We start from the raw sequence: 15,165 nt of genomic DNA on the forward strand, positions 1-15,165 counted from the left end.
CCGGACGGTGTTCCCAGTATTCGGACCGGCCTGGACCACATAGTGGGCGCGTGGCACGCTGAATCAATGACCCGCGCCGGAATCACCCTCGTGGCACGCCGCCACGTGGACCTCCGTCGTGTGGCGAGCGCGCTCTGTGCGACGAACCGCTGACTCCCCGCCACCACCACGATCTGCCGGAGGACTCCCATGTCGTCGCCCACGCGCGAGACCCCTGCCCGCACGCCCCGGGTGAAACAGAAACGGGGCGAGGGACAGTGGGCGCTGGGGTATCGCGAACCCCTGAACCCCAACGAGCGGTCCAAAAAGGACGACAACCCGCTCAACGTCCGTGCGCGGATCGAGAACATCTACGCCCGCGGCGGCTTCGACTCGATCGACCCTGGCGACCTCCGCGGCCGGTTCCGCTGGTTCGGTCTCTACACCCAGCGCAAGCCGGGGATCGACGGCGGCCGCACCGCGACGCTGGAACCCGAAGAGCTCGACGACCGCTACTTCATGCTGCGGGTGCGGATCGACGGCGGCGCGCTGACCACCGGCCAGCTGGCCGTGCTCGCCGAGATCTCGCAGACCCACGCGCGCGACACCGCCGACATCACCGACCGTCAGAACATCCAGTACCACTGGATCCAGATCGAGGACGTCCCGACGATCTGGGCCAAGCTCGAAAAGGCCGGGATGACCACGCTGGAGGCGTGCGGCGACAGCCCGCGCGTCATCCTCGGCTCCCCCGTCGCGGGTATCGCCGCCGACGAGATCATCGACGGCACCCCCGCGATCGACGAGATCAAACGCCGCTACATCGGCGACCCGCGCTACTCGAACCTGCCGCGCAAGTTCAAGACCGCGGTCTCCGGGCAGCAGGACGTCGCGCACGAGATCAACGACGTCGCCTTCGTCGGTGTGAACCACCCCGAACACGGCCCCGGCTTCGACGTCTGGGTCGGCGGCGGCCTGTCCACCAACCCGATGATCGGGCAGCGGCTGGGCGCCTGGGTCTCCCTCGACGAGGTCCCCGACGTGTGGGAAGGCGTGATCAGCGTCTTCCGCGACTACGGCTACCGGCGGCTCCGCGCCCGCGCCCGGATCAAGTTCCTGGTCAAGGACTGGGGCGCCGCGAAGTTCCGCCAGGTGCTGGAAGACGAGTACCTCAAGCGCAAGCTGACCGACGGCCCGGCGCCCGAGGTGCCCGCCGGCCAGATCGACCACGTCGGCGTGCACCCGCAGATCGACGGGAAGTTCTACGTCGGTGCCGCGCCGGTCGCGGGCCGGGTCTCCGGGTCCACCCTGCTGGCGGTCGCCAAGGCCGCCGAGCGGGCCGGGTCGAACCGCGTCCGCCTGACCCCGCACCAGAAGCTCGTGGTCCTCGACGTCCCCGAGGCCGAGGTGAACGGGCTGAAGAGCGAGCTGTCCGAACTCGGCTTGGAGACCGAGCCTTCGCCGTGGCGCCGCGGAATCATGGCCTGCACCGGCCTGGAGTTCTGCAAACTCGCCATCGTCGAGACCAAGGCCCGCGCGATCGAACTGGTCACCGAACTGGAAAAGCGTCTCGCCGACATCCAGGCCGAGATCGAGAACCCGGTGACCGTGCACCTCAACGGCTGCCCCAACTCCTGCGCCCGCGTCCAGACCGCCGACATCGGACTCAAGGGCCAGATCGTCACCGACGAGGACGGCAAGCAGGTCGAGGGCTTCCAGGTGCACCTCGGCGGCGGGCTCGGCCTGGACGCCGGGTTCGGCCGGAAACTGCGCGGGCACAAGGTGACCGCGTCCGAGCTGACCGCGTACGTCGAGCGGGTCGTGCGGGCGTACGTCGCCGGCCGCGAACCCGGCGAGCGGTTCGCCCAGTGGGTCCTGCGGGCCGACGAGGGCGTCTTGCAATGACGGAGCGCGCGACCCCGTACTACTGCCCTTTCTGTGGCGATGAAGACCTGCGGCCGGAAGAGGGCGGCTCGTGGCTGTGCTCGGGCTGCCGCCGGGTCTTCACCGTGAAGTTCCTCGGACTTTCCTTTCCGGAGGTGTCGCAAGGATGACCGCCACTGCCGACTACAAGACCCTCGCCGAACGGGCCTCGAAGGAGCTCGCGGAAGCGACCGCGACCGAAGCCCTGCGCTGGACCGCGGAGACCTTCGGCGACGACTTCATCGTCGCGTCGAACATGCAGGACGCCGTCCTCATCGATCTGGCCACCCAGGTCAAACCCGACGTCGACGTGCTGTTCCTGCAGACGGGCTACCACTTCCCGGAGACCATCGGCACCCGTGACGCGGTGCAGGCGGTGTACCCCGGGGTGCGGATCGTCAACGCCGAGGCCGAACAGAGCGTCGCCGAACAGGACGCCGAGTACGGCCCGAAGCTGCACGAACGCGACCCGAACCAGTGCTGTCACCTGCGCAAGGTCGTGCCGCTGCGTAACACGCTCGCGAAGTACTCGGCGTGGGTGACCGGCGTCCGCCGCGTCGACGCGCCGACCCGCGCGAACACCCCCATCGTCACCTGGGACGACCGCAACGGGCTGGTGAAGATCAACCCGATCGCGCCGTGGTCCGACGACGAGTTCCGGGCCTACATCGACGAGCACGGGATCCTCGAGAACCCGTTGGTGTCCATCGGTTATCTGTCGATCGGCTGCGCGCCGTGCACGGCAAAGGTCGCTCCGGGCCAGGACCCGCGCAGCGGCCGGTGGGCCGGGCAGGGCAAGACCGAGTGCGGTTTGCACGGGTGAGAAGGGACGACATGACCACGCTCGAACCAGTCGCCGCCGCGGCACAGGACAACCTGGCGGCCTTGGAATCCGAGGCCATCCACATCTTCCGCGAGGTGGCGGGCGAGTTCGACCGGCCGGTGATCCTGTTCTCCGGTGGCAAGGACTCGACGCTCCTGCTGCACCTGGCGATCAAGGCGTTCTGGCCCGCTCCGGTGCCGTTCCCGTTGCTGCACGTGGACACCGGGCACAACTTCGACGAGGTCATCGACTTCCGCGACCGCGTCGTCGAGCAGCACGGGCTGCGGCTGGTCGTGGCGAAGGTCCAGGATTGGATCGACGACGGCAGGCTCGAAGAGCGCGCCGACGGCATGCGCAACCCGCTGCAGACCACGCCGCTGCTCGACACGATCGCCGAAAACAAGTTCGACGCGGTCTTCGGCGGCGGACGCCGCGACGAGGAGCGCGCTCGCGCCAAGGAGCGGATCTTCAGTCTGCGCAACGCTTTCGGCCAGTGGGAACCGCGACGGCAGCGTCCCGAGCTGTGGAACCTCTACAACGGCAGGCACCGCCCCGGCGAGCAGGTCCGCGTCTTCCCGCTGTCCAACTGGACCGAGGCCGACGTCTGGAACTACATCGCGCGGGAGAAGGTGGAGCTGCCGTCGATCTACTACGCGCACCGGCGCGAGGTATACCAGCGCGACGGCATGTGGCTGGCCGAAGGCCCGTGGGGCGGCCCGCGGCCGGACGAGGTCGTCAAGGAACTGACCGTGCGCTACCGGACCGTCGGCGACGGTTCGTGCACGGGCGCCATCGAATCGACCGCCGCCACGGTGGACGAGGTCATCGCCGAGGTCTCGGCCTCCCGGCTCACCGAACGCGGCGCCACCCGCGCCGACGACCGGATGTCGGAGGCGGCGATGGAAGACCGCAAGCGGGAAGGGTACTTCTGATGTCCAGCCTCCTCAGGCTCGCGACCGCGGGCAGTGTGGACGACGGGAAGTCGACCCTGGTCGGGCGGCTCCTGTACGACACCAAATCCGTCCTCGCCGACCAGCTGGACGCGGTCACCCGCGCCAGTGTCGACAAAGGACTGTCCACTCCGGACCTCTCCCTGCTCGTGGACGGCCTGCGCTCGGAACGCGAGCAGGGCATCACGATCGACGTGGCGTACCGGTACTTCGCGACTCCGAAGCGGAGTTTCGTGCTCGCGGACACACCTGGCCACGTGCAGTACACGCGGAACACGGTCACCGGGGCGTCCACCGCGCAGCTGGCCGTGCTGCTGGTCGACGCGCGCAAGGGCGTCATCGAGCAGACCCGCCGTCACGCCGCGGTGCTCGCGCTGCTGGGCGTCCCGAACCTGGTGCTGGCGGTGAACAAGATCGACCTCGTCGGCTACGACGAAGCGACGTTCACCGTGATCGCCGAGGAGTTCGCCGAGCACGCCGCGTCGCTGGGTTACGAGCGAGGTTCCGTGCTCGCGGTGCCGGTTTCGGCGCTGGTGGGCGACAACGTGGCGGAGAAGTCGGACAAGACTCCCTGGTATTCCGGCCCGACGCTGCTGGAGCACCTGGAAACGGTGCCCGTGGCGCCGGATCCGCACGATTCGGCGTTCCGGTTCCCGGTGCAGTACGTGATCCGGCCGCGCACGGCCGACCACCCCGACTACCGCGGCTACGCGGGGCAGATCGCGGCGGGCACCGTCCGGCCGGGCGACGAGATCGTCGTGCTGCCGCAAGGGATCCGCAGCCGGGTGGAAGCCATCGACACCGCCGACGGGCCGCTCGCCGAAGCCGGCGCCGGCACTTCGGTGACGCTGTTGCTCACCGACGACGTCGACATCTCGCGGGGCGACCTGATCGCCGCCGCGGACCGGCAGCCGACGGTGACCGACGAGATCACCGCGACCCTGTGCTGGCTCTCGGCCAAGGCGCTCAAACCGGGCGCGCGGGTGCTGGTGAAGCACGGGACGCGGACGGTGCAGGCTCTCGTCGGCGAACTCCACGCGCGGTTCGACGAGCAGACGTTGTCCAGTGTGGACGATCCGGGCACGTTGGAGCTCAACGACATCGGCCGGGTCACGCTCCGGCTGGCCGAGGAGATCGGCGTCGACGACTACGGCGTCAGCCCGCGGACGGGCGCTTTCCTGGTCATCGACCCGAAGGACGGCGATACACTGGCGGCCGGACTCGTCGGCGAAAGGTTCGCATGACCCCACCGCTCCTCGCCGTCGCCCACGGCAGCCGCGATCCGCGGTCCGCCGCGACCATCCGCGCCCTGCTCGGCGCCACCCGTGGGCTGGCGCCGGAACTCGACATCCGTGAGTCCTTTTTGGATCTCTCGGAGCCGTTGCTCACCGACGCCCTGCGCGGTTTGTACGCCGAGGGACATCGCGAGGTCGTCGTGGTGCCCCTGCTGCTGGGTGTGGCCTACCACGCCCGGGTCGACCTGCCCGCGCTCGTCGCCGAGGCGACCGCGGACTGCCCGGGCCTCGACGTGCGGGTTTCCGGGGTGCTGGGCATCGACCCGCTCATCGAGACGGTCGCGCTGGACCGGCTCGCCGAAGCGGGAGCGGACCTGGACGACCCCGGCCTGGGCGTCCTGCTGGCCGGTGTCGGTTCGTCGAACGTCGCGGCGAACGACGCGGTCGCCGGGATCACCACCCGCTGGCAGCTGCGTCGCGGATTGCTCGCCACGCCGGCCTTCGCCAGCGCCGCGCAGCCGGACGTGCCTGCCGCCATCGCGCGGCTGCGGCTCAACGGCGCGCAGCGGCTCGCGGTGGCGGGCTGGTTCCTCGCTCCGGGGCTCCTGCCGGACCGGATCGCGCGCCTGGCCCGCGAAGCCGACCCGTCGGTGATCGTCGCCGGGCCGCTGGGCCCGGATCCGCGGATCGCCGGGCTCGTCCTGGACCGCTACGACGACGCCGCCGCCCGGCTCGCCGCCTGATCGTTCATCGGCTCAGTAGAACGTTTCGTCCCGTTCGGACCCTTGATACCGATCTTCGGTGGGTTCCGTTCCCATTTCCGTGACGCCCCGCGTATGGGAACGGAGATTTCTTGACGAGTTACTTAACTTGCCGGTAACTCTCTAAACGCTGCGCAGCTCCCTCTCTCCCCATCGAACCCCCAGGTAGGTGGAACATGAAGGCTGCCATCCGTGCCCTGGTCTGCGCCTCGGCCGTGCTCGTCCCGTTCGCCGGGCTCGCCGCACCGGCTTCCGCGGCGACCACCGTCGTCTTCGACTGCGAGGCGAAGCCGCCGCTCGTCGGCAACAAGTACCTCAAGCTGAACCAGGACGCCGACGTCACCGCTCCGGCCACGGTCGCTCCCGGCGCCGCCCTCGACGTCGTCATCGACCCGGCGCCGAACACCGTCCCGGCCGAGGTCAGCGGCTACCAGGTCAAGAACATCAAGGACTTCGCCCTGAAGATCCCGATCCCGGCGAACTCGACCTGGGTGGGCGCCGACCTCGCCGGCGGCTCCGGCATCGGCTCGACCCCGCCGAAGATCACCGTCTCCGGCAGCGTCGCGACGCTGAGCTTCCCCGGCCCGATCGCGGGTGGCTCGACGTTCGAACTGCCGACCGTGACCGCGCATCTGACCGCGGGCTCGTCCGGCACCATCGAGACGAAACTGGGCGGGACCAGCTACAGCGACCCGGGCCTGACGTTCACCGCCGTGGTCAGCGCCGGTTTCGACGTCTCCGCCCCGACCGCCTGTTTCCCGAACCCGAGCCCGACCTTCACCACGACGACGATCGGCTGACCCGTGCCTGCGCCACCGTCATCCGATGGTGGCGCAGGCCACTGCCCGGCCCGACTTCGCCCGTGCGAAGGTGGGGCATGGCTGACGAACTGGTGCACTACGACGTGGTGGGCGGCACCGCCACGATCACCCTGGACTCCCCGCACAACCGCAACGCGCTCTCCGCCCAGCTGCGGCGTGAACTGAGCGAATCGCTGGACAAGGCGAAGGCGGACTACGCGGTACGGGTCATCGTGCTCACCCACACCGGTCCGGTGTTCTGCGCGGGCATGGATCTCAAGGAGGCCCGCGGCGCCGGTGCGGGCGCCCAGGGCGTCAACGAGTTCCCGAAGATCCTCGAGCAGCTGTGGACCAGCCCCAAACCGGTCGTGGCGAAGCTGGCGGGCCCCGCGCGGGCGGGCGGGATCGGCATGGTGGCCGCGACCGACATCGCCGTGGCCGTCCACGAAGCGACCTTCGCCTTCTCCGAGGTGCGGATCGGCGTCGTCCCCGCCGTCATCTCGCTCACCGTGCTGCCGCGGCTCAACGCCCGCGCCGCGCACGAGCTCTTCCTGACCGGTGACACCTTCGACGCGAAGCGCGCCGTCGAGATCGGCCTGCTGAACTCCGCCGTCACCGCCGACGAACTCGACGGCGAGGTCGCCCGCTATGTCAAGGCGCTCGCCCTCGGCGGGCCGAAGGCGCTCGCGGCGACGAAGGAACTGCTCAGCAAGCCTCGCCCGGCGACGCCGTCCGAAGGCTTCGAGGCCATGAACAAGCTGTCCGCCGGATTCTTCGCGAGCGAAGAAGGCCAAGAGGGCATCACGGCGTTCGCGCAGAAGCGCAAGCCGAACTGGGTCCCAGAGGCCTAATCCGGCAAGACGACAGTGAGGCGCCGGGAGTCCTTCCGGTCACCGGAGGGCCCCAGCGCCCGCTGCGCGTCGGACAGCACGCTGCGGACGGCCAGGTACGCCTTGGGATCGCGCTCCCTGAGGCCCGAGGAACCGGACCAGATCAGCACGTGCTCGCCGGCCGGGAGCCACGACAGGTCGGTGAGGCAGTCGTAGAGCGCGTCGAGGTTCTTCCCGAAGTAATCGGGGAACGACAGCGCCTCCGCGATCGCGTCGAGCGTCGTGTCCTTGTCGACCGTCCGCGTGCCGTCGATCAGATGCGGATACGCGCCGCGGGCGAACGCCTTGTCCGCGGCTTCCTTGCCCGCGCTCATCGGCTGGGATCCACGACGACGAAGGACTTGTAGTGGTCCTCGGTGTAGTACAGCTCCTTGCCGCCACCGGTCACCAGCCGCCTCGCCCCGCGATCGGGGCTGCCCGGCGTCTTGACCGTGTATTCCCGGTAGTAGCCCGAACTCTTGGCCGGCAGGACCTTCTCCCGGTTCTGGAAGGTGACGTCGTCGTTGCGCGGATACGGGTACGGCCCGCCCGCCTGGATGAGCTTCCAGGTGTCGGACGCCTGCGGGGGAAGTCCGGTGAGCGGTTTGACCGGGAGCCCGGACTCCGCGCCCGCGACCTTGCCCTTCGCGCCGCTCGCCGCGGCGTCGCCCGACGGCGCGGCCGAAGCGGACGAACTCGCCGGAGCGCTCTTCGTGTCGTCACCGCTGATGCCGTCCTTGACGAACCAGCCTGCGAGCACCAGCACGATCAGGCCGATCAGGGCGGCGGTGATCCGCCTACGGTTGAACATGGTGTGCCAGCTTAGGACGGCCGGTCGGAGTCGTTCGCATCGCGGGCCGTGCCGAAGAACCGGGCGAGCTTGCCGAACACCGTGTCGAGCACCAAGGCCGCGACCAGGCACAGCGGCACCACGACCGCCATGACCAGCACGAACTGGACGGGGAACGGGGCCTGCGCGAGCCACAGCTCGACGCCGTCCCACCAGTCTGCAAGCCCGTTGAACACGCTGTGAGCCTACGCTCGCGCCCGCTGCCACCACCGGTCAGGCCATGTAGGTTGCTGACATGTTCGCCGTTTACGCTTCCGAACCCAACGCCGAAAAGCCGCTGGACTCGCTCGTGATCGGCGAGCGACCCGAGCCCGACGTGCCCGAAGGCTGGGTGCGGGTCAACGTCAAGGCCGCCAGCCTCAACATGCACGACCTGTGGACGTTGCGCGGCGTCGGCATCAAACCCGAGCAGTTCCCGATGATCCTGGGCTGCGACGGCGCGGGCACCCTCGACGACGGCACCGAGGTCGTCGTCCACTCGGTGATCAACGCCCCTGGCTGGCAGGGCGACGACACGCTCGACCCGAAGCGCACCCTGCTCACCGAGAAGTACCAAGGCACCTTCGCCGAGCAGGTCGTGGTCCCCGCGCGCAACGTCGTGCCGAAGCCGTCGAGCCTGACCTTCGCCGAAGCCGCGACCATGGGCACGGCGTGGCTGACCGCGTACCGGATGCTGTTCGTGAAGTCCGGGCTGCGGCCGGGACAGACGATGCTCGTGCAGGGCGCCTCCGGCGGCGTGTCGACCGCCCTCGTCCAGCTCGGGCGCGCGGCCGGGTTCCGGGTCTGGGTGACCGGACGCAGCGAGGAAAAGCGTGCGCTGGCCGAAAGTCTGGGTGCACATCAGACCTTTGAGTCCGGCGCTCGGCTGCCGGAGCGGGTCGACGCCGTCTTCGAAACCGTCGGCAAGGCGACCTGGTCGCACTCGGTGAAGTCGCTCAAACCGGGCGGGATCATCGTCGTCTCGGGCTCGACCAGCGGCCCGGACGCTCACGCGGAGTTGCAGCGCGTGTTCTTTCTGCAACTGCGTATCGCGGGTTCGACCATGGGGACCAGGGACGAACTGAACGACCTCCTCGCCTACCTCGAGCTCACCGGGGTCCGTCCGCAGATCGGCGCCGAGCTGCCGTTCGCCGAAGCCGAAACCGGGTTTAAGAACATGCTCGACGGGGAAACCTCAGGCAAGGTGGTCTTCACACATTCATCGGAGGGGTGAGCTCTCCCCCTTGGCGCGATGAAGCGCGCACACAGGCGCACGTCCGCGCGTTCCGCGCAGGTCAAACAGTCATTTCGCGGTCTTGTCAAGTGTCAAGAACGTTATGACTCAGGGAGCTTTTCACGACCAAAGTTCGACCAAAATCCGACCTCTCGCGGTTAGCCTTGAAGAATGACCGCATCGCAGCGGCCCGAACCGGCGGACCCCGGGGGCCGGACCAGCACCGACGCCGACCCGATCCGCGTCTCGTTCCGGCGCTACGCCGGTGTCCGCACCAGAGTGCTCGAAGTCGGGCCGCAGCCGGTGGAATCCACCGACCGCGCGCCCCGGCGGATGCTCGGCAAGCGGGCCCCCACACGCGGACAGGTCAAACCGACGGCGCCGAGGCTGGTGCTGCTGCACGGCTATTGCGACAGCGCCGACACCTGGCGCCCGGTTCTGGAGCTGCTCGCGGCCGCCGGTGTTCCGGCGGTCGCGGTCGATCTGCCCGGATTCGGTGACGCGCAGCCACTGCGGCCGGGCCCGATGCTCCCGCAGCTGGACGCGTTCACCGCGGCTGTGGTCAAGGAGCAGGCCGTACTCGGCACGGTGGTGCTCGCCGGCAACTCGCTCGGCGGCACCATGAGCCTCCGGGCCGCAGAGAACCACCGGCTGCCGGTCGCGGGTGTGGTGTCGATCGCCGCGCCCGGTTTCGTGGACAGCTGGCTCATCCGCACCGTGGCCCGGTATCCGCTGCCGCTCCGGATGTACTCGGCCCTGCCGCTGCCGATCCCCGGTTTCCTCGTGCGCGCCGTCGCCGAGCAGGTCGTGCCCCGGCTGCTGTACGCCGACTCCTCCGTCGCGGACGCCGCCCAGGTCCGCCGCTTCACGTCGCTGTTCCCGGACTACCGGTCCACCACCACCAGGCTCGAACAGGCGAGGCAGCTCGTCGAAGAGCTGGCGAACGCGTACCGGCTCGAGGAAGTCCGCATCCCGCTCCTGGTGGTCGTCTGTGGCAAGGACAAGCTGGTCAGCGCCGCCTCCGGGCGTCAGCTGCACGCGCTGGTCCCGCACAGCAGGCTGATGGTGCGCGAGGACTGGGGCCATTGCCCGCAGCTGGACGACCCCGTCGAGATCTCCGAGCTGCTGACCTACTTCTCCGCCGGCGCGTCCAGGCCGTCGAAGATCGCCGCTCGCGTGGCCGCCGAAGTGAGCGAGGACACCGTCGCCGGATAGGTGCGAAGTCCCGACTCCCGCTACGGTGCCCTTCGGACTGTGACCCAGTCCGAAGGGCACAACCTGTTGGGAGACGACGATGTCCGCACCGCGCAGCCTGGGCTCGGGATCCGGGATTTTCCGCCGTAAACCGATCGATCAGATCCAAGAACTCAGTGGGGGCGGAGGGCTCCAACGCACGCTCGGCCTGCGGCAGCTGACCGCGATCGGCGTCGGGGGCATCATCGGCGCGGGGATCTTCTCCCTGGCCGGCGCGGTCGCGAACAAGACGGCCGGGCCCGCCGTGCTCATCTCGTTCCTCATCGCGGGTATCGCCAGCGCCGCCGCCGCGTTCTCCTACGCCGAGTTCGCCGGGCTGATCCCCCGCGCCGGGTCCGCCTACACCTACGGCTACACCGTGCTGGGCGAGATCGTCGGCTGGTTCATCGGCTGGGACCTGCTGCTGGAGTACACCGCGATCGTGGCGGTGGTCGCGATCGGCATCTCCGGCTACTTCAACGAACTGCTGGGCTATCTCAACATCGAGCTCCCGACCTGGATGCTGGGCGCTCCGGGCACCGAAACGGGCGATGTCGCGCCGGGGTCCTACAAGATCAACCTGTTCGCCGTGCTGCTGTGCCTGCTGATCGCCTTCATCCTCAACCAGGGCATGAAGAACGCGGCCCGGTTCGAAACGCTGCTGGTCTACCTGAAGGTCGGCCTGGTCCTGCTGGTCATCGTCGTCGGTGTCTTCCACATCAACACCGACAACTACTCGAACTTCTTCCCGTTCGGCCTCAGCGGCGCGTTCACCGGCGCGGCGACGGTGTTCTTCGCGGTCTTCGGTTACGACGCCATGTCCACCGCGGCCGAGGAGTCGACCGACTCCCAGAAGCACATGCCGAAGGCGATCATCTACTCGCTCGCCATCTCGATGGTGCTCTACGTGCTGGCCTGCCTGGTCCTGACCGGGATGGTCAACTACAAGGACATCGACAGCGAGGCCGCCTTCTCCAGCGCCTTCGCCGGGCTCGGCATGAAGTGGCTCGGCCTGATCATCGCCGTCGGCGCGATCATCGGTATCACCACGGTGCTGTTCACCTTCCTCATGGGCGCGAGCCGGGTCGGCTACTCGATGAGCCGCGACGGTCTGCTGCCCAAGTGGTTCAGCAAGACCCACCCGGTCCGCAAGGTGCCGAGCCGGATGACCTGGGTGCTCGGTATCGCGTCGGCGGTCATCGCCGGGCTGCTGCCCATCGGCGAGGCCGCGGAACTGACGAACATCGGCATCCTGCTCGCGTTCGTCGTCGTCTGCATCGCGGTGATCGTCCTGCGCTACAAGCGGCCCGACCTGCCCCGCACGTTCAAGACGCCGGGTATGCCGATCGTGCCGATCATCGGCGTCGTCTTCTCGATCTGGCTGATCACGTTCCTGAACCCGGAGACCTGGCTGCGGTTCGCGGCCTGGTTCGGCGTCGGCCTGATCATCTACTTCGCCTACAGCCGCCGTCACTCCGCGATGAACGCGAACAACGGCGACGCGAAGCAGGTCAGCGGAGACGACTCAAACGCGTAGCCGCATCGCGGGCTTCGGCCTGGAGGCGTTCGACGATCGACGCCGCCGGGCCGGAGCCCGCGAGCTCGTAGGTCTGCCCCGCGTAGAGGGACATGATCTCGGGGTCACCCGCCTTGCCCGCCGCCGCGCGGATCGGTTTGGTCAGGTTGTTGACCTCCGGATACGCCGACGGCGCCGTGGCCGAGAAGTCCGCGACCACACGGTTGACCAGCGACCGGGCGGGACGCCCGCTGAAAGCCCTGGTGAACGCCGTCGGCCTTCCTCCGTCCGCGAGCGCCTGCCGGTGCGCGGGCTGCGTCCCCGCCTCGTCCGCCCGCAGGAAAGCGGTGCCCAGCTGTGCCGCGACGGCCCCCGCCGCCAGCACCGCCGCGATATCGGCGCCGTGCACCAGCCCACCCGTCGCGACGAGCGGCAGATTCGTCCGCGCCGAAACCAGGCGGAGCAGGCTGAGGACGCCGTACTGCGCGCCCCCGCCTTCGGCTCCGGGCTCGTCAGCGAAGAGTCCTCGATGCGCTCCGGCCTCGAATCCCTGGACCACGAGGGCGTCCGCGCCGACAGCCACGGCCTGATCGGTCTCCGCCGGGCTGGTGACGGTGACGGCCACCTTGCTCCCGTTGGCGTGCAGGCGTTCGACGTCCTCGGGCGAAGGGGTGCCGAAGGTGAACGAAACGACCGGCACCTTCCGCTCGAGGACGACCTCGAGCTTCGCGGCATAGGCGTCGTCGTCCCAGCGCGGCTCGCCGGGCTCGACACCATGGCGTTCGGCCTCCGCGCGCCAGCGCTCGACATGCGCGCCGAGGTCCGCCTCGGCGGCGCCGCCCGGGACGAAGAGGTTCACGCCGAACGGCTCACCGGTCAGCCCGGCCGTCTTCGCGATCCGGTCCGAGAGGGCGTCGGCACTCAGATAGCCCCCGGCCAGGAAGCCGAACCCGCCCGCCGCGGTCACCGCGGCCACGAGCTCGGGAGTGGTCGGCCCACCGGCCATCGGGGCCGCGATCACGGGAAAACGCAGATCTTCGAACACGTTTCCGACGATAGCCCTCTCGCCGTGACACGGAATGTGACGTTCGAGTCACTCCAAGGTTCGGCCATGGTGGTCTAGACCTTTAACGCCGGAAGTGCGACCATCGAACAGCGCGTGACGCGCGTCACGCCCCTGTCCCCTGGAGGCACCCGGTGAAGACTTTGAAAGCGCGGCTGGGCCGCGCCTTCGTCGGGGTGGCGCTGCTCGCCGGCGTCACCACCGCAGCCGCCCCCGTCGCCGACGCGGCCACCCCGCCACTGCAGGCGATCGTCCCGGTCCCGGTCTCGGTCCGCGCGGTCACCGGTTCCGACCACACCCTGACCGCGAACACCAAGATCTACACCCAGGCCGGTTCGGCACAGGCCAAGGCCGTCGGTGACTACCTCGCCGGGATCTTCCGCGCGTCCACCGGCTTCCCACTGCCCGTCTCCGACGCGCCACCGGGCACCCCGGCCGACGGGATCTCACTCCTGCTGTCCGGAGCCGACTCCCGTGTCGGCGACCAGGGCTATCAGCTCAACTCGACATCCGCATCGGTCGTCCTGCGCGCGACGACCGCGCAAGGTCTCTTCGGCGGCGTTCAGACACTGCGGCAGCTGCTGCCGGGCAAGATCGAAAGCTCCACTGCCCAGCAGGGGCCCTGGACGATCCCGGGTGCCGACATCCTGGACTATCCGCGATTCGGCTACCGAGGCGCGATGCTCGACGTCGCCCGGCATTTCCATCCGGTCGCCACCGTCAAGCGGTACATCGACCAGCTGGCGCAGTACAAGATCAACAACCTGCACCTGCACCTCGCCGACGACCAGGGCTGGCGCATCCAGATCGACAGCTGGCCGCGACTGACCACCTACGGCGGCAGCACCCAGGTCGGCGGAGGCGCCGGCGGCTACTACACCAAGGCGCAGTACACGGAGATCGTGAACTACGCGGCCTCGCGATTCATCACGGTCATCCCGGAGATCGACATGCCCGGGCACACCAACGCCGCCCTGGCCTCGTACGCCGAGCTGAACTGCAACAACACCGCTCCCCCGCTGCGCACCGACACCGCCGTCGGCTACAGCTCGCTCTGCATCTCGAAGGAGATCACCTACACCTTCGTCAACGACGTCATCCGCGAGGTCGCCGCGCTGACGCCCGGCCCGTACTTCCACCTCGGCGGCGACGAGGCTCAGGCCACCAGCGACGCGGACTACCGCACGTTCATGAACCGGGTGCTGCCGATGGTGGCCGCCGCGGGCAAGCAGGTCGTCGGCTGGCACGAGATCGGCAAGGCCACCCTGCCCGCCACGGCGACCCCGCAGTTCTGGGGCACGACGACGTCCAGCACGGAGGTCTCGAACGCCGTCGCCCGCGGCAGCAAGGTGATCCTGTCGCCTGCCAACAAGGCCTACCTGGACATGAAGTACAACTCCAGTACCCCGATCGGGCTCTCTTGGGCCGGCTACATCGAGGTCCAGGACGCCTACAACTGGAACCCGGGCGCCTACCTCTCCGGCGTTCCCGAATCCGCCGTCCGCGGCGTCGAATCCCCGCTGTGGACCGAAACCGTGGTCACCCCGGCGAACATCGACTACCTCGCGTTCCCCCGGCTCCCCGCGCACGCCGAGCTCGGCTGGTCGCCGTGGTCGACCCACGATTGGAACACCTTCCGGGTACGCCTCGGCGCCCAAGCCCCGCGGTGGCAGGCCCAGGGCCTCGACTACTACAAGTCGGGCCAGGTGCCCTGGGAAACCGGATCCGGTAACCCGGGCACCTGCTCGCTCCCCGCGTGGGACCGTGCTTCGGTCTACACCGGCGGAGCGAGCGTCTCCCACAACGGCCACAAGTGGACAGCGCAGTGGTGGACGCAAGGCGAAGAGCCCGGGACGACCGGCCAATGGGGTGTCTGGCGGGACAACGGCACCTGCTGACCCGTCCAGTAGTCCGCTCGGCCCCTTCACCGGGCCGAGCGGGCTACGGTGG

At 69.0% G+C, this 15,165-nt stretch carries 17 protein-coding genes; 13 read left to right on the top strand and 4 right to left on the bottom strand.

The window, feature by feature from the left end; translation table 11 throughout:
• Nucleotides 1-66: 66 nt before the first annotated feature.
• The 9 genes from NQK81_RS45395 (at nt 67) to NQK81_RS12350 (ending at nt 7,322) form a co-directional block, all read left to right on the top strand.
• A complete protein-coding gene (locus NQK81_RS45395; RefSeq protein WP_360907593.1) occupies nt 67-153 on the top strand; it encodes a putative leader peptide in 87 nt (28 codons plus the stop codon).
• A gap of 36 nt (nt 154-189) precedes the next feature.
• Nucleotides 190-1,884: a nitrite/sulfite reductase gene (locus tag NQK81_RS12315; RefSeq protein WP_257488279.1), complete on the top strand. Its 1,695-nt coding sequence runs from the start codon at nt 190-192 to the stop codon at nt 1,882-1,884.
• The gene (locus tag NQK81_RS12320) at nt 1,881-2,033 is read left to right on the top strand and encodes an eL43 family ribosomal protein (protein ID WP_034316341.1); all 153 of its coding nucleotides are present in this window, start codon (nt 1,881-1,883) and stop codon (nt 2,031-2,033) included. Before NQK81_RS12315 ends, NQK81_RS12320 begins: the two co-directional genes overlap by 4 nt.
• On the top strand, nt 2,030-2,725 hold the full coding sequence (locus tag NQK81_RS12325; RefSeq protein WP_126729542.1) for a phosphoadenylyl-sulfate reductase: 696 nt from the start codon (nt 2,030-2,032) through the stop codon (nt 2,723-2,725). Before NQK81_RS12320 ends, NQK81_RS12325 begins: the two co-directional genes overlap by 4 nt.
• Nucleotides 2,726-2,736: 11 nt before the next feature.
• Nucleotides 2,737-3,657, top strand: coding sequence for a sulfate adenylyltransferase subunit CysD (cysD, locus tag NQK81_RS12330; RefSeq protein ID WP_034316337.1), 921 nt, complete (start codon nt 2,737-2,739; stop codon nt 3,655-3,657).
• Nucleotides 3,657-4,919 carry a sulfate adenylyltransferase subunit 1 gene (locus tag NQK81_RS12335; RefSeq protein WP_126729544.1) on the top strand — a complete coding sequence of 421 codons (1,263 nt, stop codon included), beginning with the start codon at nt 3,657-3,659 and terminating at the stop codon, nt 4,917-4,919. The genes cysD and NQK81_RS12335 overlap by 1 nt, the downstream gene beginning before the upstream one ends.
• A complete protein-coding gene (locus NQK81_RS12340; protein ID WP_257488280.1) occupies nt 4,916-5,653 on the top strand; it encodes a sirohydrochlorin chelatase in 738 nt (245 codons plus the stop codon). The genes NQK81_RS12335 and NQK81_RS12340 overlap by 4 nt, the downstream gene beginning before the upstream one ends.
• Before the next feature lie 194 nt (nt 5,654-5,847).
• A complete protein-coding gene (locus tag NQK81_RS12345; protein ID WP_126729547.1) occupies nt 5,848-6,471 on the top strand; it encodes a cyclase in 624 nt (207 codons plus the stop codon).
• A 77-nt stretch (nt 6,472-6,548) separates the two neighbouring features.
• Nucleotides 6,549-7,322, top strand: a complete 774-nt coding sequence (locus tag NQK81_RS12350) for an enoyl-CoA hydratase-related protein (protein ID WP_257488281.1) — start codon at nt 6,549-6,551, stop codon at nt 7,320-7,322.
• Here the strand turns inward: NQK81_RS12350 and NQK81_RS12355 are convergent.
• Genes NQK81_RS12355 through NQK81_RS12365 form a run of 3 tightly spaced genes read right to left on the bottom strand, consistent with a single transcriptional unit; the run spans nt 7,319 to nt 8,366 of the window.
• Nucleotides 7,319-7,675 carry a barstar family protein gene (locus NQK81_RS12355; RefSeq protein ID WP_257488282.1) on the bottom strand — a complete coding sequence of 119 codons (357 nt, stop codon included), beginning with the start codon at nt 7,673-7,675 and terminating at the stop codon, nt 7,319-7,321. The two genes, NQK81_RS12350 and NQK81_RS12355, sit on opposite strands and share 4 nt — an antisense overlap.
• The gene (locus tag NQK81_RS12360) at nt 7,672-8,151 is read right to left on the bottom strand and encodes a guanyl-specific ribonuclease (RefSeq protein ID WP_257488283.1); all 480 of its coding nucleotides are present in this window, start codon (nt 8,149-8,151) and stop codon (nt 7,672-7,674) included. The genes NQK81_RS12355 and NQK81_RS12360 overlap by 4 nt, the downstream gene beginning before the upstream one ends.
• Nucleotides 8,152-8,162: 11 nt before the next feature.
• A complete protein-coding gene (locus tag NQK81_RS12365) occupies nt 8,163-8,366 on the bottom strand; it encodes a hypothetical protein (RefSeq protein WP_126729554.1) in 204 nt (67 codons plus the stop codon).
• 59 nt (nt 8,367-8,425) lie between these two features.
• On the opposite strand from NQK81_RS12365, the gene NQK81_RS12370 reads away from it, so the two are divergent.
• The 3 genes from NQK81_RS12370 (at nt 8,426) to NQK81_RS12380 (ending at nt 12,173) form a co-directional block, all read left to right on the top strand.
• Nucleotides 8,426-9,403, top strand: a complete 978-nt coding sequence (locus tag NQK81_RS12370) for a zinc-binding dehydrogenase (protein WP_257488284.1) — start codon at nt 8,426-8,428, stop codon at nt 9,401-9,403.
• Between the two features lie 171 nt (nt 9,404-9,574).
• The gene (locus tag NQK81_RS12375; protein ID WP_257488285.1) at nt 9,575-10,618 is read left to right on the top strand and encodes an alpha/beta hydrolase; all 1,044 of its coding nucleotides are present in this window, start codon (nt 9,575-9,577) and stop codon (nt 10,616-10,618) included.
• Between the two features lie 79 nt (nt 10,619-10,697).
• Entirely contained in the window at nt 10,698-12,173 is a 1,476-nt protein-coding gene (locus tag NQK81_RS12380; RefSeq protein WP_257488286.1) for an amino acid permease, read from the top strand.
• Here NQK81_RS12380 and NQK81_RS12385 read toward each other — a convergent pair.
• Nucleotides 12,148-13,197: a nitronate monooxygenase gene (locus NQK81_RS12385; protein ID WP_257488287.1), complete on the bottom strand. Its 1,050-nt coding sequence runs from the start codon at nt 13,195-13,197 to the stop codon at nt 12,148-12,150. The two genes, NQK81_RS12380 and NQK81_RS12385, sit on opposite strands and share 26 nt — an antisense overlap.
• A 152-nt stretch (nt 13,198-13,349) precedes the next feature.
• On the opposite strand from NQK81_RS12385, the gene NQK81_RS12390 reads away from it, so the two are divergent.
• Nucleotides 13,350-15,113, top strand: coding sequence for a beta-N-acetylhexosaminidase (locus NQK81_RS12390; RefSeq protein ID WP_257488288.1), 1,764 nt, complete (start codon nt 13,350-13,352; stop codon nt 15,111-15,113).
• Nucleotides 15,114-15,165 lie beyond the last annotated feature (52 nt).

The sequence above is a fragment of the Amycolatopsis roodepoortensis genome (assembly GCF_024628825.1).
GTDB classification, from domain to species: Bacteria; Actinomycetota; Actinomycetes; order Mycobacteriales; family Pseudonocardiaceae; genus Amycolatopsis; species Amycolatopsis roodepoortensis.